This is a genomic window from Microbacterium sp. NPDC057944, assembly GCF_042887445.1.
Taxonomy (GTDB): domain Bacteria; phylum Actinomycetota; class Actinomycetes; order Actinomycetales; family Microbacteriaceae; genus Microbacterium; species Microbacterium natoriense.
The window spans coordinates 1,170,611-1,196,997 of sequence record NZ_JBHVPJ010000001.1 but is presented as its reverse complement, the minus strand read 5'-3'; the positions used below and the strand labels follow the sequence as shown (position 1 = coordinate 1,196,997).

The 26,387-nt window shown below is 70.3% G+C and carries 20 protein-coding genes; 5 read left to right on the top strand and 15 right to left on the bottom strand.

Annotated elements, in window-relative coordinates; all coding sequences use genetic code 11:
- Window positions 1-12: 12 nt before the first annotated feature.
- The 3 genes from ACFVRO_RS05430 to ACFVRO_RS05420 form a co-directional block, all read right to left on the bottom strand.
- A complete protein-coding gene (locus ACFVRO_RS05430) occupies window positions 13-1,212 on the bottom strand; it encodes a glycosyltransferase (RefSeq protein ID WP_386950074.1) in 1,200 nt (399 codons plus the stop codon).
- A gap of 16 nt (window positions 1,213-1,228) precedes the next feature.
- Entirely contained in the window at window positions 1,229-2,443 is a 1,215-nt protein-coding gene (locus tag ACFVRO_RS05425) for a glycosyltransferase (protein ID WP_386950071.1), read from the bottom strand.
- Between the two features lie 102 nt (window positions 2,444-2,545).
- Window positions 2,546-3,673 (bottom strand): hypothetical protein, encoded by a 1,128-nt coding sequence (locus ACFVRO_RS05420; RefSeq protein ID WP_386950068.1) that lies wholly within the window; start codon window positions 3,671-3,673, stop codon window positions 2,546-2,548.
- Window positions 3,674-3,771: 98 nt separating this feature from the next.
- Here ACFVRO_RS05420 and ACFVRO_RS05415 point away from each other — a divergent pair, with 98 nt between their 5' ends.
- The gene (locus ACFVRO_RS05415; protein ID WP_386950066.1) at window positions 3,772-4,362 is read left to right on the top strand and encodes a hypothetical protein; all 591 of its coding nucleotides are present in this window, start codon (window positions 3,772-3,774) and stop codon (window positions 4,360-4,362) included.
- Here ACFVRO_RS05415 and ACFVRO_RS05410 read toward each other — a convergent pair whose 3' ends face one another.
- Together ACFVRO_RS05410 and ACFVRO_RS05405 are read right to left on the bottom strand one after the other, a co-directional pair.
- A complete protein-coding gene (locus tag ACFVRO_RS05410) occupies window positions 4,363-4,728 on the bottom strand; it encodes a VOC family protein (RefSeq protein ID WP_386950063.1) in 366 nt (121 codons plus the stop codon).
- 42 nt (window positions 4,729-4,770) lie between these two features.
- Window positions 4,771-5,181, bottom strand: coding sequence for an MmcQ/YjbR family DNA-binding protein (locus ACFVRO_RS05405; protein ID WP_386950060.1), 411 nt, complete (start codon window positions 5,179-5,181; stop codon window positions 4,771-4,773).
- Between the two features lie 42 nt (window positions 5,182-5,223).
- Here ACFVRO_RS05405 and ACFVRO_RS05400 point away from each other — a divergent pair, with 42 nt between their 5' ends.
- Window positions 5,224-6,564: a DUF2252 domain-containing protein gene (locus tag ACFVRO_RS05400; RefSeq protein ID WP_386950057.1), complete on the top strand. Its 1,341-nt coding sequence runs from the start codon at window positions 5,224-5,226 to the stop codon at window positions 6,562-6,564.
- A gap of 87 nt (window positions 6,565-6,651) precedes the next feature.
- On the opposite strand, the gene ACFVRO_RS05395 is transcribed toward ACFVRO_RS05400, so the two are convergent.
- The 5 genes from ACFVRO_RS05395 to ACFVRO_RS05375 form a co-directional block, all read right to left on the bottom strand.
- Window positions 6,652-9,663: an alpha-mannosidase gene (locus ACFVRO_RS05395; protein ID WP_386950054.1), complete on the bottom strand. Its 3,012-nt coding sequence runs from the start codon at window positions 9,661-9,663 to the stop codon at window positions 6,652-6,654.
- 92 nt (window positions 9,664-9,755) lie between these two features.
- Window positions 9,756-11,216 carry a family 20 glycosylhydrolase gene (locus tag ACFVRO_RS05390; protein WP_386950052.1) on the bottom strand — a complete coding sequence of 487 codons (1,461 nt, stop codon included), beginning with the start codon at window positions 11,214-11,216 and terminating at the stop codon, window positions 9,756-9,758.
- A complete protein-coding gene (locus tag ACFVRO_RS05385; RefSeq protein ID WP_386950049.1) occupies window positions 11,213-12,103 on the bottom strand; it encodes a carbohydrate ABC transporter permease in 891 nt (296 codons plus the stop codon). Before ACFVRO_RS05385 ends, ACFVRO_RS05390 begins: the two co-directional genes overlap by 4 nt.
- Entirely contained in the window at window positions 12,100-13,047 is a 948-nt protein-coding gene (locus ACFVRO_RS05380; protein WP_386950046.1) for a carbohydrate ABC transporter permease, read from the bottom strand. The genes ACFVRO_RS05385 and ACFVRO_RS05380 overlap by 4 nt, the downstream gene beginning before the upstream one ends.
- A 25-nt stretch (window positions 13,048-13,072) precedes the next feature.
- Window positions 13,073-14,350, bottom strand: coding sequence for an extracellular solute-binding protein (locus tag ACFVRO_RS05375; protein ID WP_386950044.1), 1,278 nt, complete (start codon window positions 14,348-14,350; stop codon window positions 13,073-13,075).
- A gap of 158 nt (window positions 14,351-14,508) precedes the next feature.
- On the opposite strand from ACFVRO_RS05375, the gene ACFVRO_RS05370 reads away from it, so the two are divergent.
- On the top strand, window positions 14,509-15,795 hold the full coding sequence (locus ACFVRO_RS05370; RefSeq protein WP_386950042.1) for a glycosyl hydrolase: 1,287 nt from the start codon (window positions 14,509-14,511) through the stop codon (window positions 15,793-15,795).
- A gap of 56 nt (window positions 15,796-15,851) precedes the next feature.
- On the opposite strand, the gene ACFVRO_RS05365 is transcribed toward ACFVRO_RS05370, so the two are convergent.
- Complete coding sequence (locus tag ACFVRO_RS05365) at window positions 15,852-16,874, bottom strand: LacI family DNA-binding transcriptional regulator (protein ID WP_105676382.1); 1,023 nt, start codon at window positions 16,872-16,874, stop codon at window positions 15,852-15,854.
- Window positions 16,875-17,015: 141 nt separating this feature from the next.
- Between ACFVRO_RS05365 and ACFVRO_RS05360 the strand changes: the two genes are divergently transcribed.
- Window positions 17,016-18,281: an endo-beta-N-acetylglucosaminidase family protein gene (locus tag ACFVRO_RS05360; protein WP_386950040.1), complete on the top strand. Its 1,266-nt coding sequence runs from the start codon at window positions 17,016-17,018 to the stop codon at window positions 18,279-18,281.
- Window positions 18,282-18,355: 74 nt separating this feature from the next.
- Here the strand turns inward: ACFVRO_RS05360 and ACFVRO_RS05355 are convergent, their stop codons facing one another.
- The 4 genes from ACFVRO_RS05355 to ACFVRO_RS05340 all read right to left on the bottom strand — a co-directional run bounded on the left by ACFVRO_RS05355 (window position 18,356) and on the right by ACFVRO_RS05340 (window position 25,138).
- Entirely contained in the window at window positions 18,356-19,993 is a 1,638-nt protein-coding gene (locus ACFVRO_RS05355) for a fucose isomerase (protein WP_386950037.1), read from the bottom strand.
- A complete protein-coding gene (locus tag ACFVRO_RS05350; RefSeq protein WP_386950034.1) occupies window positions 19,990-22,542 on the bottom strand; it encodes a GH116 family glycosyl-hydrolase in 2,553 nt (850 codons plus the stop codon). Before ACFVRO_RS05350 ends, ACFVRO_RS05355 begins: the two co-directional genes overlap by 4 nt.
- Window positions 22,539-24,044, bottom strand: a complete 1,506-nt coding sequence (locus ACFVRO_RS05345) for an FGGY-family carbohydrate kinase (protein ID WP_386950032.1) — start codon at window positions 24,042-24,044, stop codon at window positions 22,539-22,541. Before ACFVRO_RS05345 ends, ACFVRO_RS05350 begins: the two co-directional genes overlap by 4 nt.
- A 107-nt stretch (window positions 24,045-24,151) precedes the next feature.
- Window positions 24,152-25,138, bottom strand: coding sequence for a LacI family DNA-binding transcriptional regulator (locus ACFVRO_RS05340; RefSeq protein WP_105676385.1), 987 nt, complete (start codon window positions 25,136-25,138; stop codon window positions 24,152-24,154).
- A 105-nt stretch (window positions 25,139-25,243) separates the two neighbouring features.
- Here ACFVRO_RS05340 and ACFVRO_RS05335 point away from each other — a divergent pair, with 105 nt between their 5' ends.
- Window positions 25,244-26,377, top strand: a complete 1,134-nt coding sequence (locus ACFVRO_RS05335; protein WP_386950029.1) for a glycoside hydrolase family 172 protein — start codon at window positions 25,244-25,246, stop codon at window positions 26,375-26,377.
- Window positions 26,378-26,387: the final 10 nt, after the last annotated feature.

Sequence of the window (26,387 nt, the reverse complement as noted above, 5' to 3'; positions counted from 1 at the left end):
CGTGAGTCCTGCTCAGCGAGCTCCGGCGAGCACCCGCTCGTACACCTCGACCATCGCCGCCGTGCGCGACGACTGACGGAACGCCTCGGCGACGGACGGCAGCGGCACGGGTGCGGTGCCTCCCGCGATGTCGGATGCCGCCTGCCGCAGCGTCTCCGCGAGCGCGGCGATGCGTCGCGGCTCGTCGCCGTCGGCATCCGGCACCGCCCACAGGCCGCCGCCGAGCTCTGCCGCGATGTCCGGGTCGCTGATCACCGACGGGGTGCCGAGGGTCGCCGCCTCGAAGGGGGTCATGCCCTGGGTCTCGAAGCCGATCGAGGTCTGCACGAGGGCGTCGGCCGCCGCGATGCGGGCGAGCGTCTCGGGGTAGCTGAGCTTTCCCGCGAACCGCACGTGCGGGAGCCCCGCGACGATCTTCTCCGCGGCTGCTCGCTGCGCACCGCCCCCGATGATCTCGAGGTCGGCGTCGACCCCCGCGGCGACGAACGCCTCCAGGAACGGGAGCAGCCGCTTCTCGGGGCTCATCCGTCCGAGCCACACGAAGCGCGGCCGGCCGGGCGTCCGCTCCTCCGGTGCCGCCGCGAGGGTCGCCTCGCGCACGTCGTCGTCGATGCCGTTCCACACCACGTCGACCGGGGAGAACACATCGTGCTCCTCGAGCCTGCGGGCGAAGTGCGTCGAGGGCGCCGTGACCGCGGCGGCTCCGGCGGCGAGCCCCCGCAGGAACGCCCAGCCGTCGGTCCCCGAGCCCGAGCCGCGCAGCGCACGACGGCGCCACGCGTTCAGGAAGGCCAGCACGGGAGCGGCGAGCGGCGTGACCGCGCGGATGCCGACGTCGACGCGGTTGTGCATCGTGTGCACGACGGGGATGCCGTGGCGCTCCGCATACCTGTGCCCGATGAAGCCGCCCCAGAAGTCGGCCTGCACGTGCACGAGATCGACGGGCGGACGCCGCGTCATCGCGCGGTCGAGGAAGCGGTCGGTGGAGCGCCCCGGCCAGCTCATCGAGTACTCGCGGTCTGCGGTGATCGGCATCGACGGCAGATCGACGTTCGCCGCGTCGAAGCCGCCGGCGCGCGGTCCGTGCATCCTCGGCGCGACGACGGTGACCGTGTGACCGGCGCGTTCGAGGAACTCGCGCTGCAGCCGCATCGACACCTGCGCCCCGCCGAGGGAGTCGAGGTGCTGATCGCCGAAGAAGACGATGTGCATCGCGCCGGGCCGCCCGCTACTCGGGCAGCTTCTCGTCGCGGTACAGAGCCTCGAAGGTGTCGAGGGTGCGGTTGATGTCGTGGATCGCGACGCCGTCGAGGGAGGCCTGCTGCATCCGCTCGTACTCCGCCTTGTCGGCGGTCAGCACGTCGGTGAGGCGTGCGGCGAGCTCCTCCACGCTCCCCGGCTCGAACAGGTAGCCGTTCTCGCCGTCGTGCACGAGGTGCGGGAGGGCGACGGCATCCGCGGCGACGATCGGGAGCGCCGAGGCCATGGCCTCCATCGTCGCGATCGACTGCAGCTCGGCGATCGAGGCGATCGCGAACACCGAGGCCCGCGACAGCAGCGCGCGCAGCTGCTCGTCGGTCGTGCGCCCGTGGAAGGTGACGCGGTCGCCGAGCCCGAGCTTGACGGTGAGGTTCTCGAGGTTCTTGCGCTGGTCGCCGCCGCCGACGATGTCGAACGTCGCGTCGAGTGCCGGGTCGAGCTTCGTCATCGCCTGCAGGATGACCTCGACCTGCTTCTCGGCGGTGAGTCGCCCCACGAAGATGATGCGGTTCTTCTCGCGCGGGCCGATGACCGGGGTGTACTGCGTGCGGTCGATGCCGCAGCTGATCGGGATCACGCCCTTCACGTCGACCGTCTTCTCGAGGAAATCCGCCGCGCGACGCGTCGGGGTGGTCACCGCGCGGGTGAGGTCGAAGGTGTTCTTCGCGTCGGCCCACGCGTACTTGAGCACGAGGTCGTCGATGAACTTGGGCATCATCGAGTGGTCGAGGATGTTCTCCGCCATGACGTGGTTCGTCGCGATGACGGGGATGCCGCGCTCGTGGGCGATGCGGGCGAGCCCGCGGCCGATGACGATGTGCGACTGGATGTGCACCACGTCGGGCTTCACCTGGTCGATGATCTGACGCGCGTAGTGCTTCGAGCGCCACGGCCACACGAAGCGGATCCAGTCGTGCGCGACCCAGCGGACCGACGGCAGACGGTGCAGCGTCATGGGCTCGCCCTCGATGACCTCGGTGCGCGCAGCGGCACGACGGTAGGCCTGGTTGGGGGCGACGACGTGCACGTCATGGCCCCGCTGCACGAGTCCGGCGGCGAGGCGCTCGGCGAAGCGGGCGGCGCCGTTGATGTCGGGCGCGAAGGTGTCGCACCCGATGAGGATCTTCAGCGCGCGAGGCGCGGGTGCGGGGGCACTCGTCGAATCGATGGGAGAAGAGGACATGCTGCCTTACGGTTCGGCGGCCAAGGAAAGCCCTGGTCGGGCGGTCGCCACTTTACCGGAGGCCCCTGATCCCGCGGCTCAGGCGTACCGGCATCCGCACAGTCAGGCCCGGTGAGAGTCCGCTCCGCTCCTCTGCGCCGACTCGATCCGCTGCTCGATCGCGGCGTACATCTCGTCGTCGATGAGGCGCCCCACGAACAGGAGCGTCGTCCGCGACGGCAGCGTCTTCACCGTCACGGCGCCTCCCGCGCGCCTGAGTCCGGACAGCCGGCTCCAGAGCAGTCGCGTCTCGCCACCGGGGCCGGTCAGCTCGAGGGCGTCCGGAGCGAGCGTGAGGGTCTGCGCCGTACCGAGCGCGAGGGTCCGGCGGACCGCACGGCTCACCGCCACGACCAGGACGATCAGGCACACGACGGCGAGCGCCACGACGACGGCCGAGAACCCCATCGTGTCGCGAGGCAGGATGCCGGTGGCTCCCGCCGCGAGTCCGGTGATGCCGACCGCACCGAGGACCCCGAAGACGGCGAGGAGCGGTCCCGACCGACGCAGCAGCGCGGCGCGCGCGACGCGCTGGTCGCCCGCAGCGAACACGATGGAGGCGCTGAGCGCGGGAGCCGACGGGACAGCGTCTGCGACGGCGGATGCGGGCACGTCTACGGAAGCGTGTGCGCGAGCGGAAGCGTCTGCGGATGCGGAAGCGTCCGCGGAGGCGGAAGCGATGTCGTCCGCACGACCGCCGACGCCGTCGGCCAGGCGGATCGACTCCACGGCCTGCGCCAGCGCGTCATCTCCGATGAGTCGTCCCGGCAGCCCGAGGCGCGCGTTCGACGGGGCGATCGTGACGTAGACGCCGCCGCCGATCCTCGTCAGGTCCGACAGCTGACGCCACCGGATGCGATCGGCGCCGCCGGGCCCGTCGATGTCGAGGGTGTCGTCGGAGACCATGAGGCTGAACTCAGCGCCGAGCGGCAGCTGCCGGCGGACCATCAGGGCCTGGTTCCCGATCAGGAGCGCCACCAGCACGACGACGAGGCACACGCTGCCCACGGCGATCCCCCAGACGGACGACGACGAACCGTCGAGGGCGCTGAGCCCGGCCGCCACGGCGAACAGCACGACGACGACCCCGAGCAGGACGAAGACCCTGCGCGACTGTCTGACGTGGCCGCCGAGCACGGCCCGCTGATCGCGGCGATCGATCGTGATCGTCCGACGCTCGAACCCGCTCATGCGCTGCCCTCCCAGAACTCCGCCCAGGGTCACGATAGCGGCGTCCTGTTCCGTTCGCGCACCGGCATCCGCACAGGCTCACCCCCTACCGTGGTGTCATGCGACTGATCGCCGACGCCGACCCCCAGCTCTGGATCCCCGTGACGGACTCGCTCGGATTCAAGGGCCGCCGCCATCGCAAGGCCGCGATCCGGATGCTGCTGGGTCAGGCGAACTCCGCTCTGGGCGCCGTCGAGCGCCCCGGGTCGAAGTTCGGCGCATGGGTGATGAGCCAGGCGGCGCCGCTGCTCATGAAGCGCGCGGACGGCCGCGTGCTGGTGTGGACGTGGAAGGCCGACCCCGAACTCGTCGTCGCGATGGTCACGGCGCAGGCGATCACCCCTGACGTGCGCATCGCGCGGGCGTCGATGCCGATGGACTACGACGACACCGAGTCGTTCCAGAGCCGATGGCTCGGCCGGGGCGAGAAGCTCGTCGTGCCGATGCCGGCGTCGCCCTCCTCTCCGCCCTTCGCGTCCTACACGTGGGACACCGGAACGCATCTCGTGACGCTCACGGCGATCTGCGGCGAGCGCGAGCGCTTCGGCACCCTGATCGGCGCGCTCGACGAACTGGCGCGCAGCATCCGCATCGCCGACGATCTCACCGGCGGGGAGTCGCCCGAGGTGCTGCGGCTGCCTCCCGCCTGATCACGCTCCGGACGGCGGCTGCCACAGCTCGATCGGGAGTCCTTCCGGGTCATGGATACGAGCGAAGGTTCCGTAGTCGGCCGTGTTCCACTCGTCGCGGCGCTCGACCGGGATGCCGGATGCGGCGAGACGCGCAGCGAGGGCGTCCAGATCAGCGACCCGCAGGTTCAGCATGAACGGCTGATCCGACTCGAAGTAGTCGCTGTCGGCGGGGAACGGCGCGAACACCGTCATTCCCGCATCCTGCTGCCAGAGACCATCGTGTCCGGCCGCCATACCGAGGTGATCGCGGTACCAGGCGGCACGCGCCTCCGGGTCCCTGCTGCGGAAGAAGAGTCCACCGATTCCCGTCACGTCTGCGCTCATGTCTCCGTTCTAGCGCAGATGACGTCTCAGCAGGGAGCGGCCCTACTCCAGCCCGCGCTCCGCGAGCCACTCCTTCGCGATCCGCGCCGGAGCGCGCAGCAGCCACGCGTCGGCGATGATCTCCGCCAGGCGGTCGCGGTCGATCGCATCGAGTCGCATGAGCAGCCCCGGATACCCGTCGAAATGGGGGATGCTGAACAGCGCATCCGGCTCGGCGGCGAGCAGCGCAGCCTTCTCCTCCAGCGACCCGACGCGCACCCCGAGCACGGGGCCGTCCGGCCAGGAGCGGCCGAGCTCCTCCAGCTGGCGCAGATCCGTCGCCCTCGGCCCTCGGATCCAGGCGATCTGACCGCTCTTCAGCCGCCATGCCGGCTCCCCCGTGTGACCGCCGGTGCGCTCCTCCACCCCGGGGAGCGCCATCGCGATCTCCCGCACGTCGTCGATGTTCGCCATCCCGCCATCGTCCTCCGCTCGGACTCCTGCCACAATGACGGAATGGTCGCACTGTGGACACCGCCGCCCTCGCACGCCGCCCTCCTCCAGAAGGGAGCCGAGGCGCGCAAGAGCACCCCGCGGCGCATGCTGGCTGAGCACTCCACGGGCGCTCGCGATCCGCTCGGCATCCTCGAGAGGCAGAACCGCACGCGGCTGCAGGACCTCGTGCCGCTGCGCACCGAGCGCATGTCGGCGAGCCCGTTCGCCTTCTACCGCGGAACAGCAGCGCTCATGGCAGCCGATCTCGCCGACGCTCCGCACAGCGGCATCCTCGTCGCGTCCTGCGGAGATGCCCACGTGTCGAACTTCGGCTTCTACGCGTCGCCGCAGCGCAGCCTCATGTTCGACCTCAACGACTTCGACGAGGCCGCCTGGGCGCCGTGGGAGTGGGACGTGAAGCGGCTCGTCGCGAGCATCGTGATCGGCGGTCAGGCGTCCGGGCGCACGGATGCCGTGATCGACCAGGCCGCCCTCGCCGCCGTCACCACGTACTCCCGCGGCATCGCGAGGGCCACCGCGCTCAGCCCTAAGGACCGCTACTTCACGCACTTCGACGTCGACCAGACCCGCAGCATGCTCGACAGGGCGTCGCAGAAGGCGATCCGCAGCGCGGTGAAGCAGGCCGAGCGTCGCACCGGCGAGCGGGCGGTCCGGCGGTTGACGCAGGTGGATGCCGACGGACGCCGGCGCTTCCTCCACCAGGAGCCGACGACCGCCCCCGTCGCCGACGACCTGCTCGCCGTCGTGCACGACCTCGTCGACCAGTACCGCCGGACGGCGAGCCCCGACGTGGCGCTGCTGTTCGAGCACTACACGGTCAGCGACGTCGCACGGCGCGTCGTCGGGGTCGGCAGCGTCGGCACCCGCTGCTACCTGGTGCTCTTCCAGGACGGCGAGGACAGCACCGTGCTGATGCAGCCGAAGGAGGCCGCGCAGAGCGTGCTCGTCGAGTACGGCCGCGTCGAGCAGCCGCCAGCGCTGCAGGAGCTGATCGGGGCGCACGGAGAGGGGGCCCGTGTCGTGTCGATGCAGCGCATCCTGCAGGCGCTCTCCGACCCGTTCCTCGGTCACCTGCGGTCGCCGAACGCCGACTTCTACGTGCGGCAGTTCCACGACATGAAGGGCAGCATCGAGGTCGAGGAGCTCGACGACGGACCCTTCGTGACCTATGCGCAGGCGTGCGCGGCGACCGTCGCCCGCGCGCACAGCCAGTCGGTCACGGCATCCGAGGTCGCGGGGTACATCGGCGGAGGCCGCGCCGTCGCATCGGCGCTGCTCGACTGGGCCCGCGCCTACGCCGACGTCTCGCGCGCCGACTTCGAGGCGTTCCGCGCCTCCTGAGGACACGCCGCCTGCTCCCGTCGCGAAAGATCCCGCCATCTCGGCGCTATTCCGAGATCTTTCGCGACGGGAACCGCCCGCAGGGGCTCAGCGCACGATGCGCAGCGTGCGCACCTCGAAGGGACGCAGTCGCAGCTCTCCGCCGAGTCGCGGCTCGTCCAGCGCGTCCTCGATGAGACTCACCTCGCGGATCCCGCTGTGCTCGAAGTCCGCCGTGATCGAACCGGTCGCACGGCGTCCGAGCGCCTCGTAGAGCCGCACGATCACGTCTCCCGAGCCGTCGTCGGCGAGCTTCACGCCCGACACGACGATGCCGTCGCCCTGCACCGACACGAGCGGCGCGACCTCGCGGGCGCCCTGCACGACCGTGGCCGGGGAGTTCAGCGCGATGCCCTCGGCGGTGGCGATCGCGGCATCCGCCCCGATCACGAAGCCGATCTCGATCTCGTGGTGACCGTGGTCGGTGTCGGGGTCGGGGAAGCGCGGGGCGCGCAGCAGCGAGAGCCGCACCGTCGTGGTGACCGCGTCGTCGTGCACCTCGCGCGAGGTGTCGTAGCCGTAGATGGAGTCGTTCACCAGAGCGACGCCGAAGTCCTGCTCGCGCACCAGCACGAACCGGTGCATGGACGTCTCGAACTTGGCGGCCTCCCAGCTGGTGTTCGTGTGCGTCACGCGCGACTGGTACCCGAACTGCGTCTCGGCCTCGGTGTGCGCGGCCTGGATGTCGAGCGGGAAGGCGAGCTTGAGCAGCTTCTCGGTCTCGTGCCAGTCGATCTCGTTGCGCAGGAGCACCGTGCGCGACCCAGGGCGGAGGATGATCGTCTGCGCGATCGACGACTCCGAGAACGGGCGGACGACCTTCACGACGGCGGCGCCGTCGACCACGGATGCCGTGATCTCGGAGACCTCGGTGAGGTCGTCGACGCTGTTGCGGTAGTAGCGGTCGATGTCCCACGCGTCCCACATGTTCGGGAAGTCCTGGTGCAGCTGGAACAGGTTCGCGGCGGCGCCCTCGGCGACGGCCTCGCGCCCGGAGGCCCGGTCGACCGCGGAGACGATCAGCCCGTCGGCCGAGATGAGCACCGACACGAGGTCGTTCTCCAGACGCCAGCCGCCGCTCTCCTCGGCGAGGGAGACGGATGCCGCGGCCGTGGCCTCGGCGAACGCGGCGCCCAGCGCCCGACCCGCACCGCCCGCACCGCCCGCACCGACGGAGCTGGGCACGAAGCGCAGCTCGCGGTCGCCCTCCCCCGCGAGAGAGCGACGGGCGTCGTCGGCGAGCGCTCGCGCCTCGTCGAGCACCCCGGACAGCACCTCGACGGCCTCGCGGTGCACCCAGGCGATGGAGGTGCCGGGGAGGATGTCGTGGAACTCGTGCAGCAGCACCGTCTGCCACAGGCGGTCGAGCGCCTCCTGCGGGTACGCGGCGCCGGTGCGCACGGCATCCGTCGCCGCCCACAGCTCGGCTTCGACCAGCGCGTGCTCGGCCCAGCGGTGCAGCGCCTTCGTGGCGTGCTGGCTGGTGAGCGTGCCGCGGTGCAGTTCGAGGTAGAGCTCGCCGACCCACACCGCGGGGTGCGGCAGCTCGGCGCGCGCGGCGTCGAAGAAGACGTCGGGGTGCTCCCACACGACCTGGGCGCTGCCTTCGAGATCGGCGAGGCGGGTGGCCTTGCCGGTCATCTCGCGGGTGGTGCCTCCGCCGCCGTCTCCCCAGCCGACGGGGGCGATCGAGCGCGAGCTCAGGCGGTTCTCCTTGAACTGCCGCGAGGCCTTGGCCACCTCCATGCCGCTGAGCTGGGAGTTGTACGTGTCCATCGACGGGAAGTGCGTGAACATCTGCGAGCCGTCGATGCCCTCCCAGAGGAAGGTGTGGTGCGGGAAGACGTTCTGCTGGTTCCACGAGATCTTCTGCGTGAAGAACCACTCGAACCCGGCCCGGCGCATGAGCTGCGGGAGGGCGGGCGAGTAACCGAAGCTGTCGGGCAGCCACACGCCCTTCGATCGGATGCCGAACTCGCTCTCGAAGAACCGCTGGCCGCAGGAGAACTGCCGCACGAGCGATTCACCTGTCGGCATCACCGTGTCGGACTCGACCCACATGCCGCCCAGCGGCAGGAAGCGCCCGTCGGCGACGGCGGCCTTGACCCGCGCGTACACCTCAGGGCGGTGCTCCTTGAGCCACGCGTACTGCTGTGCGCTCGACATGCCGTACTGGAACTCGGGCTGCTCCTCGAGGAGCGTCGTCATCGAGGACGTGGTGCGGGCGACCTTGCGGATCGTCTCGCGCACGGGCCACAGCCAGGCGGAGTCGATGTGGGCGTGCCCGATGGCCGAGATGCGGTGGGCGCTCGCCTCGGCGGGCGCCGCGAGGACGTCGGCGAGCCGCGCGCGGGCATCGGATGCCGTGGCGGCGATGCGCTGCAGATCGAGCACGTCGAGGGCGTCGTCCATCGCCTGCAGGATCCGCATGCGGCGCGGGGAGGTCGCGGGGAGCTCGGCCTGCAGCTCGAACAGCACCTCGAGGTCGAGGGACAGCTCGAACACCTCGCTCTCGAAGACGGCGAGGTCGATGCGGCGCGTGCGGTACAGCGGCTCCGTGGAGGAGGTGCGGATGTCGCCCTCCTGCGTCGGCAGGAAGGGGTGGTAATCGAGCAGCACGGGGTTGGCGGCGGCTTCGAGGTACAGCTCGACCGGCTCGTCGCCGTCGGCGGTCTCGGTGATGGGCAGCCACTGGTTGCGCGGGTTGATGCTCTTCACCGGGGTGCCGTCGGCGCGATAGACGAGCGCCTCGCACTGGAAGCCCGGCATGTTGATGTCGAAGCCGAGGTCGATGACGGCCTCGACCCTGCGGCCGGCCCACTCCGCCGGCACGCGACCGGTGAGCTTGAACCAGGTCGTCGACCAGGCGGGTCCCCACACGCTCGGCACGGAGTCCGGGGCGAAGGGCAGCGCCAGGCCGTCTGCGGGCGCGATCGGCTCGCCCGGCAGCTCGTTGCGCTCCACCGTCAGCGGCACAGCGGCCGAGTGGATGGCGGGGCGGATGCGCTCATCGAGCACCCGCTTGACGCGGCCGACGGTGAGAGAGGTGTCGTCATGCATGAGGGGGGTGTCTCCGTTTGACGGGTCGGGGGATTACTCAGATTACTTTACTAATTCGATGGAGCGCACGGAATCGATTCGACGCCTCGACGCTACCGGGCCGCCGACGCGGGCGGAGCCGCGACACCGATCCGCGCGTCGATCTCGTCGAACTCGTCGAGCCGGAGGCGCGAGCCGCCGTTCCACGCGCGCTCCGCCATCGCCCGCAGCGGTGAGCGGATGCCGTCGATCACCTGCTCCACGCTCTGCGCGTCGGAGTCGTCGGACCACACCGAGAAGAACGAGCCGAGCAGGAGCTCCGGGTAGGGCGCAGCGATCTCCTGACGCGTCCCGTCCGGCAGCGAGGGGAACAGCCCGGGGTGCCATTCGGCCTCCCAGATCCGCGCGCTCGTCGGGTAGCGGTAGCCGGCCTTCTCCCCCAGCACGTAGTAGAAGAGGCCGTCGTGGAAGTTGACCAGCCGGGCGCCCGCCGCGAGCGCCGCGGAGAGCGGGCGCATGTCGACGTGCCAGTTGGTCCACCACGTGAGCGTCACGTCGGGGTCGAGAGGGACGACCTCACCGCGCAGCATCCCGTCGTTCCACGCCCGCGCCGCGAAGCCGTGATGGCGCAGGTGCGCGGCGATGCGGTTGACGAAGTCGGTCAGCAGGTCGAAGCCCGTCGCGCGGTCGCCGAAGCGCTCGCGCGCCGCACTCGCGAGGGCCGGGTAGTCGTCGATGCGGGCGAAGTCGACGAACTCGTCTCCGCCGAGGTTCCACCGCGTGCTGTGCGGGAACAGCGGGGCGACGTCGTCGATCAGCCGGCGCGCGAACGCCACGGCCTCGTCGCGGGTGATGTCCAGGGCCCCCTCGATCGGGTTCCCGTCGGCTGCGGGGAGCTGCAACTCCGGGTGCGCGGCCAGGACCCGTCCGAGGTGCCCCGGCATGTCGAGTGACGGGATGAGGTCGATGTGCAGATCCGCCGCGGCCTCCGCGATGACCGCCGCGTCCGCGCGCGAGACGTGCTCCGCCGAGACGACCTCCGGGAACGCCTCCGATCCGATGCGGAAGCCCTCGTGCTCCGACACGTGCCACTGGAGGGAGGTGAGGCCGACGTCGGCGAGCGCGGAGAGGAGGGAGAGGATGCTCTCGGTCGGGAAGTGCTTGCGGGCGGCGTCGAGGTGGAGGCCGCGCTCCGCCACCGACGGCGCCGACTGCACCGCCCCGTGCGGCACGGCGCCCTGAGCTCGGAGGTTGTGCAGCAGCTGCCTGGTCGCACGGAAGATCCCGACCGGGCTCGACGCGCGCACCTCGATGTCGTCGGCGATGTCGATCTCGAAGGCCTCCGTGGAGGCCGCGCTCGGAGCGGTGGCCACCAGGCGGATGATCGAGCGGTCGCCGCTCGGCATCCCCCGCGCGGCGAGCTCCGCCTCCAGTCGCACGGCCTCCCGCGCGAACGCGGGGTCGTCGGCGACGACGCGCACCGATGCCGGGCGCCAGAGCCCTCCGGTCAGCGTCGCCGTCAGAGGCTGCGGGAGCGCCAGCCAGCGCGGTGTGTTCACGGCATCCGCTGTCATCCCTTGACGCTGCCCTCCTCGACGCCCTTGAAGAACTGCCGCTGCAGCGCCGCGAAGAGCAGGATGATCGGCACGAGCGCGATCATCGTGCCCGCCGCGATGACGCGCGGGTTCGCCGAGAAGTTCGAGCTGAGGTACTGCATGCCGACGGTGAGGGTGTAGTTCGCCGGGTCGGAGAGCACGACGAGCGGCCAGAGGAAGTCGTCCCACGCGCCGATGAACGCGAACAGCGCCACGACCGAGACCATGCCCCGCACGTTCGGCCACACGATGTGACGCAGCCGCTGCATCGTGTTGGCGCCGTCGATCGTCGCGGCGTCCAGGGTGTCCGGAGGGATCATGCGGCACGCCGCCATCATCAGCAGCACGTTGATCGCGGCGATCGCTCCAGGGAGGAAGACCCCCCACAGCGTGTTCGCGAGCCCCAGCGACTTCACCGTCAGGTACTGGCTGGTCAGCGTGACCTCCCCGGGCAGCAGGAGCGTCGAGAAGATGATCGCCAGCACGATCCACTTGCCGCGGAAGCGCATCGTCCCCAGCGCGTAGCCGCCGATGGTGGCGAAGATGACGTTGGTGATGACCGTGCCCACGCCGACCAGCAGCGAATGCCAGGCGTAGTCGAGCACGGGGATCGTGCGGAACACCTCGGCGTAGTTGTCGAGCGTCGGCGCCTGCGGGATCAGCGAGGGCGGGAAGTCGTAGATGTTCTCGGTGGCGCCCTTGAAGGACGTCGACATCTGCCAGAGGAACGGGAACACCATGACGGCGAGCACGACGAGCAGCAGCGCGTACTTGCCGATCAGGCCGCCGAGCGACGGCTTCATGATGTCGACCGATCCGCTCGTCCGGTACGGGCGCTCGCGGCGCAGCTCCTGGTCAACGCTCATCGGGACACCCCCTGCGCGCGGCGGGCGACCTTCGCGGCCTTGGCCGTGCGTCTGGTCGCCAGCGCCTCCTTGATCGTGTCGCTGTTGTTGAGGATGCCGACGACCGCGAGCGGCACGAGCGTGAGCAGGAACAGCACGAGGGAGATGGCGGATGCGTAGCCGACCTGGCCGTTGAGGCCCTTGCCCATCGACTGGATGAGCATCACCATGCTCATCGCGCGCCCGCCGGGGCCGCCAGAGCCGTTGGAGAGGACGTAGAGCTCGGTGAACACGCGCATCGCCCCCACGCAGACGAGCACCGAGACGAGCATCATCGGGCCGCGCACCCCCGGCACGGTCACCGACCAGAACCGGCGCCAGCGACCGGCGCCGTCCATCGCCGCCGCCTCGTGCAGCTCACGGCCGACGTTCCCGAGGGCCGCGAGGTACACGACCATGTAGTAGCCGAGGCCCTTCCACACCGTGAGGCCGATCGCGCAGCCGATCAGCAGCCAGCGGTCGGAGAGGAACTCGATCGGCCGGTCGGCCAGCCCGAAGAACTTCAGCGCCGAGTTCACGGTGCCGCTGCCGGAGAACAGGAACTCCCAGACGATCGCCACGACCACGGCCGAGGCGATCACCGGGAAGTAGAACGTCGTGCGGAAGAACCCGATGCCGGGGATCTTGTTGTGCACGAGCATCGCGAGCAGCAGCGGCAGGAACGTCAGCAGCGGCACGCACACGACGACGTAGACGAGCGATGTCGACAGCGCGTAGCCGAACCGCTCGTCCTCGAACAGCTTCGCGAAGTTCGCGAGCCCGACGAACTCGGCGGGGCGGAGCGGACGAGCATCCGTGAAGGCCAGCATCACGGTGTTCAGGAACGGCCACAGCGCGAACACGAACACCCAGATCACCGCCGGCAGCACCAGCAGATACGGCGTGAACCATCTCTGTCTCTTCACGGTCTCGTCCTCTCCGCCGCGTCGTTCAGCCGACGAGGTTCTGCTGGGCGTACTCCACAGCCTTGTCGAGCGCCTCCTGGCCGGAGATCTCGCCGGTGATGGCGAGGGCGATCTGCTGCTTGGCGTAGGTCTCCATCGCCTCGGTGTACTGCGGGGCGCCGGTCTGCTTCGCATCGGCCATCTGCGCGGCGGCGAGCGTCGTCGCCGTGCCCTGAAGCTCGTTCACCGGAGCCTCGGCGAACACGGACGGGTCGGCGTTCGCCGCGATCGTCCCGGGGAAGAAGCCCGCGGCGAGCTTCACGAACGCGATCTGGTTCTCCGTGTTCGTGACGAACTCGGCGAAGGCCAGGGCCGTGGCGGAGTTCTTCGAGTTCTTCGAGACGCTGATGCCCTGCACGAACAGCGGCGGGTTGCCGAAGCCGTTGGTCACATCGACGTCGGGGAGCAGGTTCGGCGCGTTGACCGCGACGTCCTTGTCGATGTAGTTCGGGCCGGCCGTGGTCCAGGCGACGCCCCCGGTGTTGAAGATGTTGATGTTCGAGTTCGCCGTTCCCGCGCCCTGCAGAGCCTCGGCCGTGATGGCGCCCGCCTTGTAGAGCTCGGCGTAGCGGTCGACGATCTTCGCGGCCTCGGGGGTGTTGAAGACGAACTCGCCGTCCTTGAAGATGTCGGGCGAGGCGCCGACGATCTGCAGCGTCTTCGGGCTGGGTACGGAGGAGAACATCGGCACGCCGGCGGCGGCGAGCTTCTCGGCGGCATCCAGGGTCTCGTCGAAGTCCTTCGGCGCCTCGGTCACGCCGCCCTTGGCGAGCAGCGCCTTGTTCCAGTAGTTCAGCTCGGTCCCGAGGTACCACGGGAAGGCGAACGAGCCCTCGACGCCGTCGTACTGGTAGGCCGCGACGCCGCCGGCGACGTAGTCGTCGATGACCTTCGATGCGCTGCCGAGGTCGAGCAGCTGATCGGCGGATGCCAGCGAGTACGCGTACTCCGGCGGCAGGTTGATCACGTCGGGCAGTTCGCCGGACTCGGCCTGCTGCAGGATCTTGTCCTCGTACCCGTCGCCGGGCTGGTCGATCCATTTCACCTTCGTGCCGGGGTGCTCCTTCTCGAACGCCGCGACGACGTCCTCGAAGTACGGCGTGAACTTGTCGTTCTTGAGAGACCAGGTCTGGAAGGTGATCTCCCCGCCGATCTCGCCGTCGCCACCCGAAGGGGTGGAGGCGCCGCCGCCGCCGGTGCATCCGGCGAGGACGAGGGATGCCGCGACCGCGAGGCCCGCGACTGCTGTGGAACGGTGCTTCATGGACTTCTCCTTCGAAGTGGCCAGGCTGGCGCGTCTCGCTCGAGTCGCTGTCACAACCCGTACTAAAACGGTATAGTGACCTTAGCATGCCACACCGTCGCCATGACGGTCCAGCCACGGGATGCTTCGTGTCAGCGTCGATTCTCGAAAGGACAGCGATGCCCAGTCTCGTCGCCCCGCTGCGCTTCGGCGCCAACTACACCCCGCGTTCGCAGTGGATGCACTCCTGGATGTCGCTCGACCTCGACGAGGTCCGCCGCGACTTCGAGGCGCTGGCCGGACTCGGGCTCGACCACGTGCGGATCTTCCCGCTGTGGACGCAGCTCCAGCCCAACCGCACCCTGATCCGCAGCGACGCCATCGACGACGTGCGCGCCGTGGTGGAGATGGCCGGGGAGTTCGGGCTCGACGCGAGCGTCGACGTCATCCAGGGGCATCTGTCGAGCTTCGACTTCATCCCCTCGTGGCTGTTCACCTGGCACGACAAGAACATGTTCACGCACCCCGACGCGCTGAGCGGCCAGGCCGAGCTCGTCACCCGGCTGGGCGCGAACCTCAGCGAGGCGGGCAACTTCCTCGGCTTCACGCTGGGCAACGAGACCAACCAGTTCTCCGCGGAGACGCACCCGTCGCCGTGGCCGGTGACCGAAGCCGAGGCCGCGCACTGGATCACCACCCTCCTCGACGCCGCCCGTGCAGCGGCCCCCGCGCAGCAGCACGTGCACAGCGAGTACGACGCCGCCTGGTACATGGACGGTCACGGCTTCACCCCGCGGCTCGCGTCGCGGCTCGGCGACATCACGACCGTGCACTCCTGGATCTTCAACGGCACGGCGCAGCGCTACGGCGGCCGATCCACGGCATCCGACCGCCACGCCGAGTACATGATCGAGCTGGCCCGCGGCTTCGCCACCGACCCCGCGCGGCCCATCTGGCTGCAGGAGGTCGGCGCGCCCTCCAACTGCCTCACTCCGGAGGAGACGTCCGGTTTCCTCGAGGCGACGCTGCGCTCGGCCGCCCGCACCGAGAACCTGTGGGGCGTGACGTGGTGGTGCTCCCACGACGTCAGCCGCAGCCTCGCCGACTTCCCCGAGCTGGAGTACACGCTCGGGCTGATCGATCAGGACGGATCGGCCAAGCCGATCGGCCGCCGCTTCGCCGACCTCATCCCCGAGCTGCGCGAGCGTCAGGACGCTCCGGCGCGCGCCCTCGGCATCGTCGTCGAGGTCGACGAGGACGAGACCCCCGTCAGCCGCGCGGCCCTGGGTCCCGGCGGCGCGGTGTTCCAGGCCTGGGTCGACGCGTGCGAGTCGGGCGTCGACCCCGCGTTCGTGACGTCGGCGGATGCCGAGAAGCCCGAGGTCCTCGCGGCGCGAGGGATCACCGAGCTCGTGCACCCCGGAGTCGGCGGCCCCGCGTACGCCTCGCAGAACACGGTCGTCTGACCGCACCGCATCCGCCGCCGCGCCGTTCCGGCCCGTTCCGGCCGAAGGGGAAGCCGCTAGCGCGGGGCGCTGGTGCTCTCGCGCACGGTGAGCACGGGCAGCGCGCCCACGCGGTCGGGCAGCACGTCCGGCACCTCGATCTGCTCGAGGAGGAAGGCCGCGGCATCCGCTCCGAGGCCGAAGGTGTCGCGCGTGACGCAGGTGATCGAGGGGTGCATGAGCCCTGCGACGACCGAGTCGTCGAAGGAGGCGATCGAGAGGTCGCCCGGCACCGAGACACCCATCTCCTGCGCGATGCGGAGACCGGCGATGGCCATCACGTCGTTGTCGAACACGACGGCGGTGGGTCGATCGCGGCGGCTCAGCACACGGCGCATGGTGGCGGATGCCGCGAGCGGCGAGAAGTCCGTCGTGATCACCTCTCCCGTCACGCCGCGGGCGGCGAGACCGGCCAGCACGTCGATGCGCAGCCGCGTGTGCTGGAACTCCTCGGGGCCGGCGACGTAGACGATCGAGCGGTGCCCCAGCGCCGAGAGGTAGTCGAAGAGCGAGTGGGCCACCTGGCTGTCGTCGAGCCAGATGGATGCCGGCTGCCCCTCCTCGGAGGAACGGCTGCCGATCACGACGGCGGGCATGTCCAGCTCGGGGAGAACGGCGAGGCGCGGGTCGTCGTCGCGCGGATCGATCACGATCACGCCGTCGACCTGATTGGCGCTGCGCCAGCGGCGGTAGGTCGCCACCTCCTCCTCGATCGAGGAGACGAGCACCATCTGCATGGCGATGCGGTGGGCGGCGAGGGCCGACTGCGCGCCGGCGATGAGGTCGGTGAAGAAGGCCTCGTTGCCGAGCGTGTCGGCTGGACGGTTCACCGCGAAGCCGATGACGCCCGCGCGGGCTCCGACCAGCGCCCTGGCGGCGGAGCTGGGCTGCCACTGGTGCTCCTCGGCGATGTCGAGGATGCGCTGGCGCGTCTGCTCGCTCACTCCGGGGCGCCCGTTCAGCGCGAAGGACACCGCGCCGGGAGAGACCCCGGCCAGACGGGCGATGTCCGTGATGGTCACGCGCTTGGCTTTGGACATTCCACAACTGTAGCGATCAAGGCCGATCGTGAAATTGGACTGGGCACAACAGTTGCGCTCTGCTACGGTGCCACTAAAGCGCTTAAGTAGCGGCGGCCGACTCGCCGCTCTTGAGCACCCCACCCCTCGAAGGAGAGAGCAATGAAGCGAACGACGGCGCTCGCACTGAGCGCACTGCTGACCGGACTCGCGGCCTTCGCCGCGCAGCCCGCCGTCGCCGACACGACCGCAGCTCCGGCGGCATCCTCCGCCTCCAGCACCGCGCAGTGCGAGAGCACTCCGCAGACCATGGCGTACTACCGCACCTGGCGCGACGTCACGGTGCCGCAGAGCGCGAACTCGAACCTGCCCGACCCGAACGTCACGCGCATGACCGACCTGCCGTCCGAGATCGACGTCGCGATGGTGTTCGACGCCGGCGCCACCGCCGGCACCGACTACTGGCCGACGCTCCGCGACACCTACGTGCCCACGCTGCACGCGCGCGGGACGAAGGTCGTCTACACGCTGTGGATCGACCGGCTCGCCAAGGCCGACATCCCCCTGACCGACGCCGCCTACGCCGCCTACGCGCAGGAGCTCGTCGACACCTACGTCACGCCGTACGGGCTCGACGGCATCGACATCGACGTCGAGTCCTACCCCCAGGGCGACGAACTCACCCGCGCGATCGGCGTGTTCACGGCCCTCGGCGAGCTCATCGGCCCGAAGTCCGGCACCGACCGGATCTTCATCTACGACACCAACCAGGACGGAGACACCGCACTGTTCGAGGCGGTCTCCGACACCGTCTCCTACGTGCTGCTGCAGGCGTACGGGCGCGGCACCGGCGGCATGCAGGCGACGTGGGAGACGTTCGCCGACGACATCGCGCCGTGCCGCTTCCTCCCCGGCTTCTCCTTCTACGAGGAGCAGGACCGCACCCACTGGGGCGACGCCGAGGGCATCTACGACCCGGCCACGGCGCCGTCGTCGACCGCGTACCAGTACGCCATCTGGCAGCCGGAGGAGGGCGCGAAGGGCGGCTTCTTCGCCTACGCCGTCGATCGTGACGGCAAGGTGTTCGGCGACAACAGCATCACGAAGACCGACTTCACGTGGATGACGAACCTCTCCGCCGTGCAGGACGAGGCCGCGGGGGTCACCCCGCAGCCGCCGGCCGCGCCGACCGCCGCGCTCGACCGCGACCGCATCACGATCCGCGGCACCGGCGTCGCCGGCGCCGAGGTCACGGCGCTCACGAGCGGCCCGGGACGCACGGCATCACCCGCGACCGCGTCGGTCGCCGCCGACGGCACCTGGGCGCTGGTCCTCGACCGCAAGTTGACGCGGCCGCAGTCCGTCGCCGTGACGCAGAGCGTGAAGGGCACGGCATCCGACCCCGTGACGGTGCTCTTCCGTCGCTGACGATCACGTGAGGGGCCGGTGAGTGCGGGGTCGAGAGACCCGTATGCCGCACTCACCGGCCCCTCACTGCTGCGTCAGAGCGACGTCACGTCCCCCACGAGGTTGACGCGGATACCCATGCCCGCGAACATCGCGGCCTTCGCGACCAGCGCCCGATCGGCGGTCTCGGCGTCGGGGGCGTAGACGAGCTGCGCGTGGTTGGCCTTGTGACGCGCCATGAACTGATCGCGCGTCTGCCCGTGCAGCACGACGTGCGCGATCGGCCACTCGGGGTTGGTGGCCTCCTTGCGGCGCCGGGTCTCCTCCTCCGGCAGCTCCACGACGGATGCGCGGAAGATGTCGGCCTGCAGCACCCCGTCGGCGATGAACACCCGCGACAGCACGATCTCGCCCGGCTTCGAGACGCCGTTGATCGTCGCCCCTCCCGCCGGGAAGAACACGTGACCCTGGCGCCAGCCCTCGGCGTTCTGCCACCCGCCCAGGTGCGAGGCCGGCACCGAGCCCGAGATCTCGTACACCCACACGAACTCGCCGTCGTAGTCCTCGCCCCAGCGTACGTCGTGCAGGGTGTTGTCCGGCACCAGTCCCATCGCTCGCCACACGCGATCGGTGACCAGCGCGTCGACCGCAACGCCCTCGTCAGCCTCGTTGAAGTGCGGGAAGGCCCGCCCCTCGTGCAGCACGCGCGACCCGTCGCGCGAGGTCACGGGAGGGCGCTCGGTGGAGTTCAGGATGCCCTCGGCGAGATCCGACGCGGGCACGAGGTCCTTGAGCCCCTGCTGGTACTGGATGCCGACGGCGTCGAGTCCGAAGTCGTCGGCGATGCGGAGCGCGGCGATGTACATCTTCATCTGCCACTGCACCTGCTCGCGGGTGAGCTCGGTCGCGGCATCCTCTCCGTACCTGAAGGTCATGCCGTGCGCGACGAGCCAGTCGTAGGCGGCATCCGCCTCCTGCTCCGTGACGTCGAGCATCTCGGCGTAGAGCGCGGACTGCGACAGGCGCTCCTTGTAGATGCCCGTGCCGTTGAGCAGCTCGTCGTCGAAGATGGCGTTGTACATGCCCATGCAGCCCTCGTCGAAGACGCCGATGATGGCCTTCTCCGCGCGCAGCTGTGCGGCGAGCGCCTCGCCGAGCCGCTTCTCCGGGCTCTCGGGGAGCTCGGGCAGGGGGCGCACGTGCGAGTCGTCGTGCGTGATGGAGCCGGTCTCGGTCCACTCCCTGATCGCGTCGGTGAACCAGGCGTCCGTGTAGTCGACCGACCACGTGGTGGCGTAGGGCTTGCCCATCTTGGTGAGTCCCGCGTTGAGACCGAGCAGGCCGACGAGCCCCGGCCAGTCGCCCGCGAAGTTCGCCACGGTGAGGATCGGCCCCTCGTGCGTGCGGAGGCCCGCGAGCACGTGGTGGGAGTACTGCCAGTTGGCGATGGCCACCACGAGCGGCGCGTCGACGGGGATGTCCCTGAAGACCTCCAGCCCCATGCGCTGGCTGGAGATGAACCCGTGCCCGGTCGCCGGGTCGACGCCGAAGGGGCGGATGACGGTCCAGCCGAGGCCGTCGAGCACCCCTGTGACGCCCTCTTCGAGCTCGACCTGGGTGGGCCAGCCGGCGACGTTCGCCGACTCGCGGAGATCGCCGGAGGTGATGAGGTAGGCGGTCTTCGGGGCGGATGCCGGCCGGGTGACCGGCGTCGGCAGGGTGTAGGTGGTCATGATGCCTCCGGTGTCTGGATGGGGGTGGTGTGCGACTCCCCGGCTCGGAGTCGGATGCCGCGGTCGACGCTGCGGCCGTGCAGCCGCAGATCGTCGATGTCGAGGGATCCGCCGTCGAGGCGGAGGGTGAGGGCGTCTCCGTCGATCTCGACGCGGCCCCAGCCGTCGCCGGTCGTGAAGAGGCTGCGGAAGGGACCGTCGGTCGCCGGAGCGAAGGAGAGCACGCCGAGCGGGGCGTCCCACTGCGCTCCGCTCGCGCCGAGCAGCAGCGCCCAGGACGCGAGGGAGCGGGCGTAGTGGTTGCCGCACTCGATCTCGTTCCACGGGCTGCGGTGGGCTCCGTCGTAGCGCGAGCGCAGCGCCCGTTCGATGCGGAGGGCGTCGTCGTAGCGGCCGGCGAAGAGGAGGGATGCCGCGACCTGGTGCTCCACGCCCGTCCACACCTCGTCGGAGTAGACAAACGGGATCGCCGGCCGTCCGCCGCGCGGCCAGGACGCGAGGAGCAGTCCGCCCTCGTCGTTCAGGGCGTACACGCGCTGCGTGCTCTCGTGGACGGAGAGGTCGTCGCGCAGGTTGTGGCGGGCGATCGCGGCGAGCGCGGAGTCGACGCGCTCCGCCGGGAGGAGGAGCCCGAGCCCGTTCACGAACGCGTGGAACTGTCCGAGCAGCTGGTCGGACAGCACGCCGTCGCCGTACTGGTAGCGGTGGGCGTCGGCATCGTCGATGACCTGCCGGTAGTACTCGCCGTTCCACAGCGTCTCGTCCATCGCGGCGGCGACGTGGTCGGCGCGCGCGGTCCATGCGGCGGCGCGCTCGGCCTCGCCGAGGTGGGAGGCCATCCGCGCCCCCGCCCGCAGCGCGGCGAGGTACACGCCGTTCGCGAGCGGCTCCGCCCCGTGGAACTCGATGTCGTAGGTGTTGTGCATCTCGCCGTCGAGCAGGCCGTCGCCGTCTCTGTCCCACTCGCGGATCGCGTAGTCGAGGGTGCGGGATGCCGCGGGCCACAGCTCGCGGAGGAACCCCTCGTCGCCGCTGAACCGCCACTCCCGGTGCAGGCGCAGCAGGGTGCCGAGCTGCCCGTCGACGGCAGGACCCATGAACCAGGAGGGGCCTCCGAAGATGCGGTTGCCGCGGAACTTCTGCGCACCGGCGTCGTCGGTCTCGAGCAGATACTCGACCCGGCGGGCGCTGCGCTCCAGTGAGGGGAACAGCCACGCGAGGGTCTGGGCGTACGACCAGACGTGCGTGCAGGTGCCCTCGCACGAGCCGCCGTGGTCGAAGGACCCCTCCCACGCCGCGAAGACGGGCCCCTCCCCCAGCTCGGGGTTCGGGGACTCCAGCACGAACCCGGTCGTCGATCGCGCCGCGGCGATGTTCGCGCCGATCGCATCGACGAGGACCGGGTCGAGGGTGCCGCCGTAGAGAGCGTCGACGAAGGCATCCGTCGCGGACTCCAGCGCACCGAGGTTCTCGTGCAGGTGCGAGGCCGCGGCCCACGCGTCGGGCCAGAGCGTCGCATAGCGGTTGCGGATGATCTCGTCGCCGGGCGGATCCGCCATCACGATGTGCCCGTGCCACCCGCGCCGCCGGTGGGGGAAGCTCCACGACAGGGCGAACTCGAAGTCGCGGCTCTCCCCCGGGGCGAGGGTGTGCACGATGCCGAGGGAGCCGGTGCGGATGCGGGGCAGCTTGGCGAGCATCTCCTCTTCGGTCAGCGGCGGAGCGTCGGGGTCGGCGTCGAGCTCGGCGAACAGCCCCCGCGGGCGGTCCTCCAGGGTCAGCCGCGGTTCGGGGGCGAGCAGCCCGTCGTCGGTGAGGTCGTTCCAGAACAGCCGTGCGCCGTCGGGCCAGTAGCTGGTCACCCACTGCGGCTTCACCGTGGTGGCGGCATCCGTCGTGGTCAGGCTCAGCGTGCCGTACCCGGGGTCGTCTGCGGGGAGGTCGATGCCGAAGTCGAGGCCGCGCACTCCGCCCTCCTCGCGCCAGCGCACGGTCTGCGTCGCGCGCATGCCCCAGGGCGCATCGGGACCGGGCGTACCGCGGCCGGCGGTGTGCGAGACGCTGCCCACCACGGTCACGGCGACGGGCGCGAAGCCGGGGTTGCTCACGCGGTAGCGGAGGATCGCGGCGGGGATGCCGGAGGCGTCGGCGTCGAGAGGAACGAGCGGAGTGAAGGCATGCAGGGAGACGTCGACCGGCAGCGTCGCGTCTTCGAAGTCGACGTCGACCACCGGGTACTCGCCGTGCAGCGTGGCCGCATCCAGGCGGGGAAGGCCCGAGAGCCGGTCGAAGGCGTAGCCCGCGTCGGCGTCGTGGCGTCCTGTGAGCCGCGCCTCCAGCACGCGGGTGACCGCAGGGCCGCCCTCGGGAGCCGCGTGGATCGCGAAGAAGGAGTACGGGTTGTCGCGCCCCTTGTCCGGAAGGTTCTCGAACTCCCAGTCGCGCAGCTCTCCGCGGGCGCCGATCGAGACGTTGCCCGTGCCGATGCCTCCGAGGGGGAAGGCCGTGGCCTGTGAGGTGTGCGGGATGCCGCGGGCCCTGCGGGTCATGCGGATGCCTCTCTCTGGTCTGCGGCGAGCTCGTGCACGAGGTCCTTGGAGGACTCGTACAGCCACCGGTAGCGGTCGAAGAGCTCGTCGTAGAGCGCTCGTGTCTCAGGGTCCGGGTTGATGCTCTCGACGATCGGGTTCCAATCGCGGATCTCCGCCGGCTCTCCCTCGGCGGTCGCGACCGCGGCGAGGAACGCGGCTCCGAAGCTGGCGCCGATGGTCTTGTCCGGTACCTCCTGCACGAGACCGGTGACGTCGGACACGATCTGCAGCCACAGCCGCCCCTGCGTGCCTCCGCCCACCGCGACGATGCGGCGGATGTCGGCGCCGGCGGCGCGCATGGTCTCGACGTTGTGCCGCACCCCGAGGGCCGTGGCCTCGAGGGCCGCGCGGTACAGATCCCCGCGGGTGTGCTCCAGCGCGAGTCCTGCGATGACACCGCGGGCGTCGGGGTCCTGGATCGGCGTCCGCTCCCCGGCGAAGTAGGGCAGCATGAGCAGCCCGCGCGCACCGGGGCCGGAGGCCTCGGCCTCGGCGAGCAGCTCCGGATAGTCGGCGCCGGTGAGGTCCTTCAGCCAGGCGGTGAGCGCCCCGGAGGTCGAGAGTCCGCCCGCGAGGTTGCGCGTGCCGGGGAACGCCCCAGCGGTTGTCCACATCGAGGGGGTGCGGAGGGTCTGCTCCCCCGTCGCCACGGAGTTCGTGAAGACCATGAACATCGTCGTGCCGTACATGAGCATGAGGTCGCCGACCTCGTGCGCTCCGACGCTCACGGCCTCGGTCCACGCGTCGATGGTGCCGACGATGACGGGGACGCCCTCCGGGATGCCGGTGAGGGATGCCGCGTCGGCGGTGACCGCGCCGGCGATGTCGCCCGCCCAGCGCAGCTCAGGGGCCTCGATCGGGCCCGCGTACCGCTCCCACCACTCGTCGTGCCAGCGCTCCGCCTCGATGTCGTAGAGGGGCGACACCTGGCTCGCCGACTGGTGGTCGAGCACGTACTCTCCGGTGAGCCGTCTGGCGAGCCACGAGGCGGGCATGAACAGGCGACGCGCCCGCGCCCAGGCCTCAGGCTCGCGTTCGGCGATCCACGCGATCTTCGGGCCACCCGCCTGCGAGGTGAGGAGCGAGCCGCCCACCCTGGCGATCTCCTCGGCGCCGAGCTCGTCCGTCATCCGCTCGATCTGCTCACCGGCCCGGGTGTCCACGCCGTAGAGGATGGCGGGCCGCACGGGCTCGTCCTCCTCGTCTGCGAGCAGGACGCACGGCCCCATGCCGCTCACGCCGACGCCGACGATCTCGGCTCCGGGGACGGCGGCGATCAGCTCACCGGCGAGGGAGACGAACTCCTCCCACCAGACGCGTCCGTCCATCTCGACCCAGCCGCTGTGCGGGCGGCTCACGTCGTGCGCCCTGCTCACCGTGGCGAGGATCGCGCCGTCGGCATCCACGAGCACGCCCTTGCTGCTGGATGTGCCGATGTCCACCCCGAGGGTGCAGCGCATGGCGTCCTCCTTGAAACCGATGCCGCGAATCATGAAACCTGTGCGCCACTGTACGCGAAATCGATTTCAAGGCGCAAGCGCCTGAGGGAGCATCCGTCCGGATCGGCTCAGACGCGCAGGGCTGAGGCGGGCTGCACCTCGTTGCGGAGCACGATCGTGCGCGCCGGCTGGGTGTCGCCGCCGATGCGCTCGAGCAGCATCCGGGCCGCCGTGACGCCCATGTGGCGCGCGGGCAGCCGCACGACCGTCACCGCGGTCGGCGACAGGGTGGTGAAGGGCAGGGAGCCGATGACGGCGACGCCGACCTTGGGCGGGGTGAGCCCCCGCTCGGTGAGCACCTGGATCGCCCCCACCCCGATGAGGTTGTTTCCGGCGACGACGGCGTCGGGAGGCTCGGGCAGGGCCAGCAGCTCCTCCATCGCCGCGCGACCGCCGTCCACGCGGAAGGTCGCGAAGCGCGCCAGGGACTCGATGTCGGCATCCGGCTGCGCGGCCGACAGGGCGGAGCGCCACCCGGCCGCGCGCTCGGCGGCGGTGTCGATGTGCTCGGGGCCGCCGATGTAGGCGATACGGCGGTATCCCGCGTTGATCAGGTCCTGTGTCGCCGAGGTGCCGGCTGCACGGTTGGCCATGACGACCCCGTCGATGTCGTAGCTCGTGCTGCGGTCGACGGCCACCACCGGCCGCCCCGTCGCGAGGATCTCATCGAGGCTGGTGCCCTCGTCGGCGGTCGCGATGATGACGCCCGACATGTGCTCGGCGACCGCGATGCGCAGGTAGGTCGCCTCCTTCACGGTCTGCGAATCGGAGTTGCACAGCACGACGGAGTAGCCGGCCTCGGAGGCGACGTCCTCGACGCCGCGGGCCATCTCGGTGAAGTAGGGGTTCTCGATGTCGGGGATGACGAGGGCGATGACCTCGGAGCTCTGACGACGGAGCGTGCGCGCGGTGCGGTTCGGCGTGAAGTTCAGCTTCGCCGCGGCATCCCGCACGGCGGCCACCTTCTCGTCGGAGACGCTCGTGCCGTTGAACACGCGCGAGACCGTCGCGGGAGAGACGCCCGCGAGCGCCGCGACGTCGTAGATCGTAGCCATGCCCACCCTCACTGCTGCCCCGACCCCGTCGGAGATGAAAGCAACAGTAGCGCGCAGGAGGGCGATCTATGGCGTTCAGGAGTGAAATCGATTACATTGGCGCTCATGACTTTCACACCCTCCGATCTGGCATCCCTCGCAGCGCTGCGCCCCGTGCAGACGCGGTCGATCTCGCCGGAGAACTTCGATGGATCCGCTGGGGGCGGGGGCCGGGCGACCGAGGGAACGGGGGCCTCGTGCGCCCGCGACCTCGGCCCCGGCTGGAAGATCTCGCCGAGCGTCGACGTGAAGGCGGGAGAGACCTTCGACCTCGCCCGCATCCAGGGATCGGGCAAGATCACGCACATCTGGATCACCACACACACCGACAACTGGCGCACGCTCCTGCTGCGCGCCTACTGGGACGGCGCCGACGAGCCGGCCGTCGAGGTCCCCTACGGCGACTTCTTCTGCAACGGCTGGGGCGTCTTCGCGCAGGTGAACTCGCAGGCCATCGCCGCGAACCCGCACGGCGGCTTCAACTCGTACTGGCCCATGCCGTTCCGCGACGGCGCGCGCCTCACGATCGAGAACACCTCGGACATCGACGTGCGCATCTACTACCAGGTGACGTACGAGATCGGCGGCGACCACTCGAACGACGCGTACTTCCACGCGCAGTGGCGGCGCTCGAACCCGCTCGAGGACCTCACGCCCCACGTCATCCTGGAGGGCATCGAAGGCCAGGGTCAGTACGTCGGCACCTACATCGCCTGGGGCGTGAACTCCAACGGCTGGTGGGGCGAGGGCGAGATCAAGTTCTACCTCGACGACGACGCCGAGTACCCCACGATCTGCGGAACCGGCACCGAGGACTACTTCGGCGGCGCGTGGAACTTCGACATCCCGGGCAGGGGATACACCGAGTTCTCCACGCCCTACCTCGGGATGCCGCAGGTCATCAAGCCCGATGGGCTGTACGTGAGTCAGCAGCGGTTCGGCATGTACCGCTGGCACCTGCTCGACCCGATCCACTTCGCCACCGGCATCCCGAAGGTCGACATCCAGGCCCTCGGATGGCGCAGCGGCTGGCGCTACCTGCCGCTCCGCGACGACATCGCCTCCACGGCGATGTTCTACCTCGACCGCCCCACGGCTCGTCGACCGAAGACGCCGACCGCAGACGACCTGGAGGTGCACCTAGGCACGGCCCCGGTGCCCGACATCGGGGCGACCCCGCCGCGCGAGCCGCGGGGCTGACGGAGGACGG

Coding starts and splice junctions, on each gene's coding strand:
- ACFVRO_RS05390 (WP_386950052.1), bottom strand. CDS start 11,216: ATGACAGCGGATGCCGTGAACACACCGCGCTGGCTGGCGCTCCCGCAG.
- ACFVRO_RS05355 (WP_386950037.1), bottom strand. CDS start 19,993: ATGACCACCTACACCCTGCCGACGCCGGTCACCCGGCCGGCATCCGCC.
- ACFVRO_RS05370 (WP_386950042.1), top strand. CDS start 14,509: ATGCCCAGTCTCGTCGCCCCGCTGCGCTTCGGCGCCAACTACACCCCG.
- ACFVRO_RS05415 (WP_386950066.1), top strand. CDS start 3,772: ATGCGACTGATCGCCGACGCCGACCCCCAGCTCTGGATCCCCGTGACG.
- ACFVRO_RS05400 (WP_386950057.1), top strand. CDS start 5,224: ATGGTCGCACTGTGGACACCGCCGCCCTCGCACGCCGCCCTCCTCCAG.
- ACFVRO_RS05375 (WP_386950044.1), bottom strand. CDS start 14,350: ATGAAGCACCGTTCCACAGCAGTCGCGGGCCTCGCGGTCGCGGCATCC.
- ACFVRO_RS05425 (WP_386950071.1), bottom strand. CDS start 2,443: ATGTCCTCTTCTCCCATCGATTCGACGAGTGCCCCCGCACCCGCGCCT.
- ACFVRO_RS05345 (WP_386950032.1), bottom strand. CDS start 24,044: ATGCGCTGCACCCTCGGGGTGGACATCGGCACATCCAGCAGCAAGGGC.
- ACFVRO_RS05395 (WP_386950054.1), bottom strand. CDS start 9,663: ATGCATGACGACACCTCTCTCACCGTCGGCCGCGTCAAGCGGGTGCTC.
- ACFVRO_RS05365 (WP_105676382.1), bottom strand. CDS start 16,874: ATGTCCAAAGCCAAGCGCGTGACCATCACGGACATCGCCCGTCTGGCC.
- ACFVRO_RS05420 (WP_386950068.1), bottom strand. CDS start 3,673: ATGAGCGGGTTCGAGCGTCGGACGATCACGATCGATCGCCGCGATCAG.
- ACFVRO_RS05430 (WP_386950074.1), bottom strand. CDS start 1,212: ATGCACATCGTCTTCTTCGGCGATCAGCACCTCGACTCCCTCGGCGGG.
- ACFVRO_RS05350 (WP_386950034.1), bottom strand. CDS start 22,542: ATGACCCGCAGGGCCCGCGGCATCCCGCACACCTCACAGGCCACGGCC.
- ACFVRO_RS05340 (WP_105676385.1), bottom strand. CDS start 25,138: ATGGCTACGATCTACGACGTCGCGGCGCTCGCGGGCGTCTCTCCCGCG.
- ACFVRO_RS05360 (WP_386950040.1), top strand. CDS start 17,016: ATGAAGCGAACGACGGCGCTCGCACTGAGCGCACTGCTGACCGGACTC.
- ACFVRO_RS05335 (WP_386950029.1), top strand. CDS start 25,244: ATGACTTTCACACCCTCCGATCTGGCATCCCTCGCAGCGCTGCGCCCC.
- ACFVRO_RS05410 (WP_386950063.1), bottom strand. CDS start 4,728: ATGAGCGCAGACGTGACGGGAATCGGTGGACTCTTCTTCCGCAGCAGG.
- ACFVRO_RS05385 (WP_386950049.1), bottom strand. CDS start 12,103: ATGAGCGTTGACCAGGAGCTGCGCCGCGAGCGCCCGTACCGGACGAGC.
- ACFVRO_RS05405 (WP_386950060.1), bottom strand. CDS start 5,181: ATGGCGAACATCGACGACGTGCGGGAGATCGCGATGGCGCTCCCCGGG.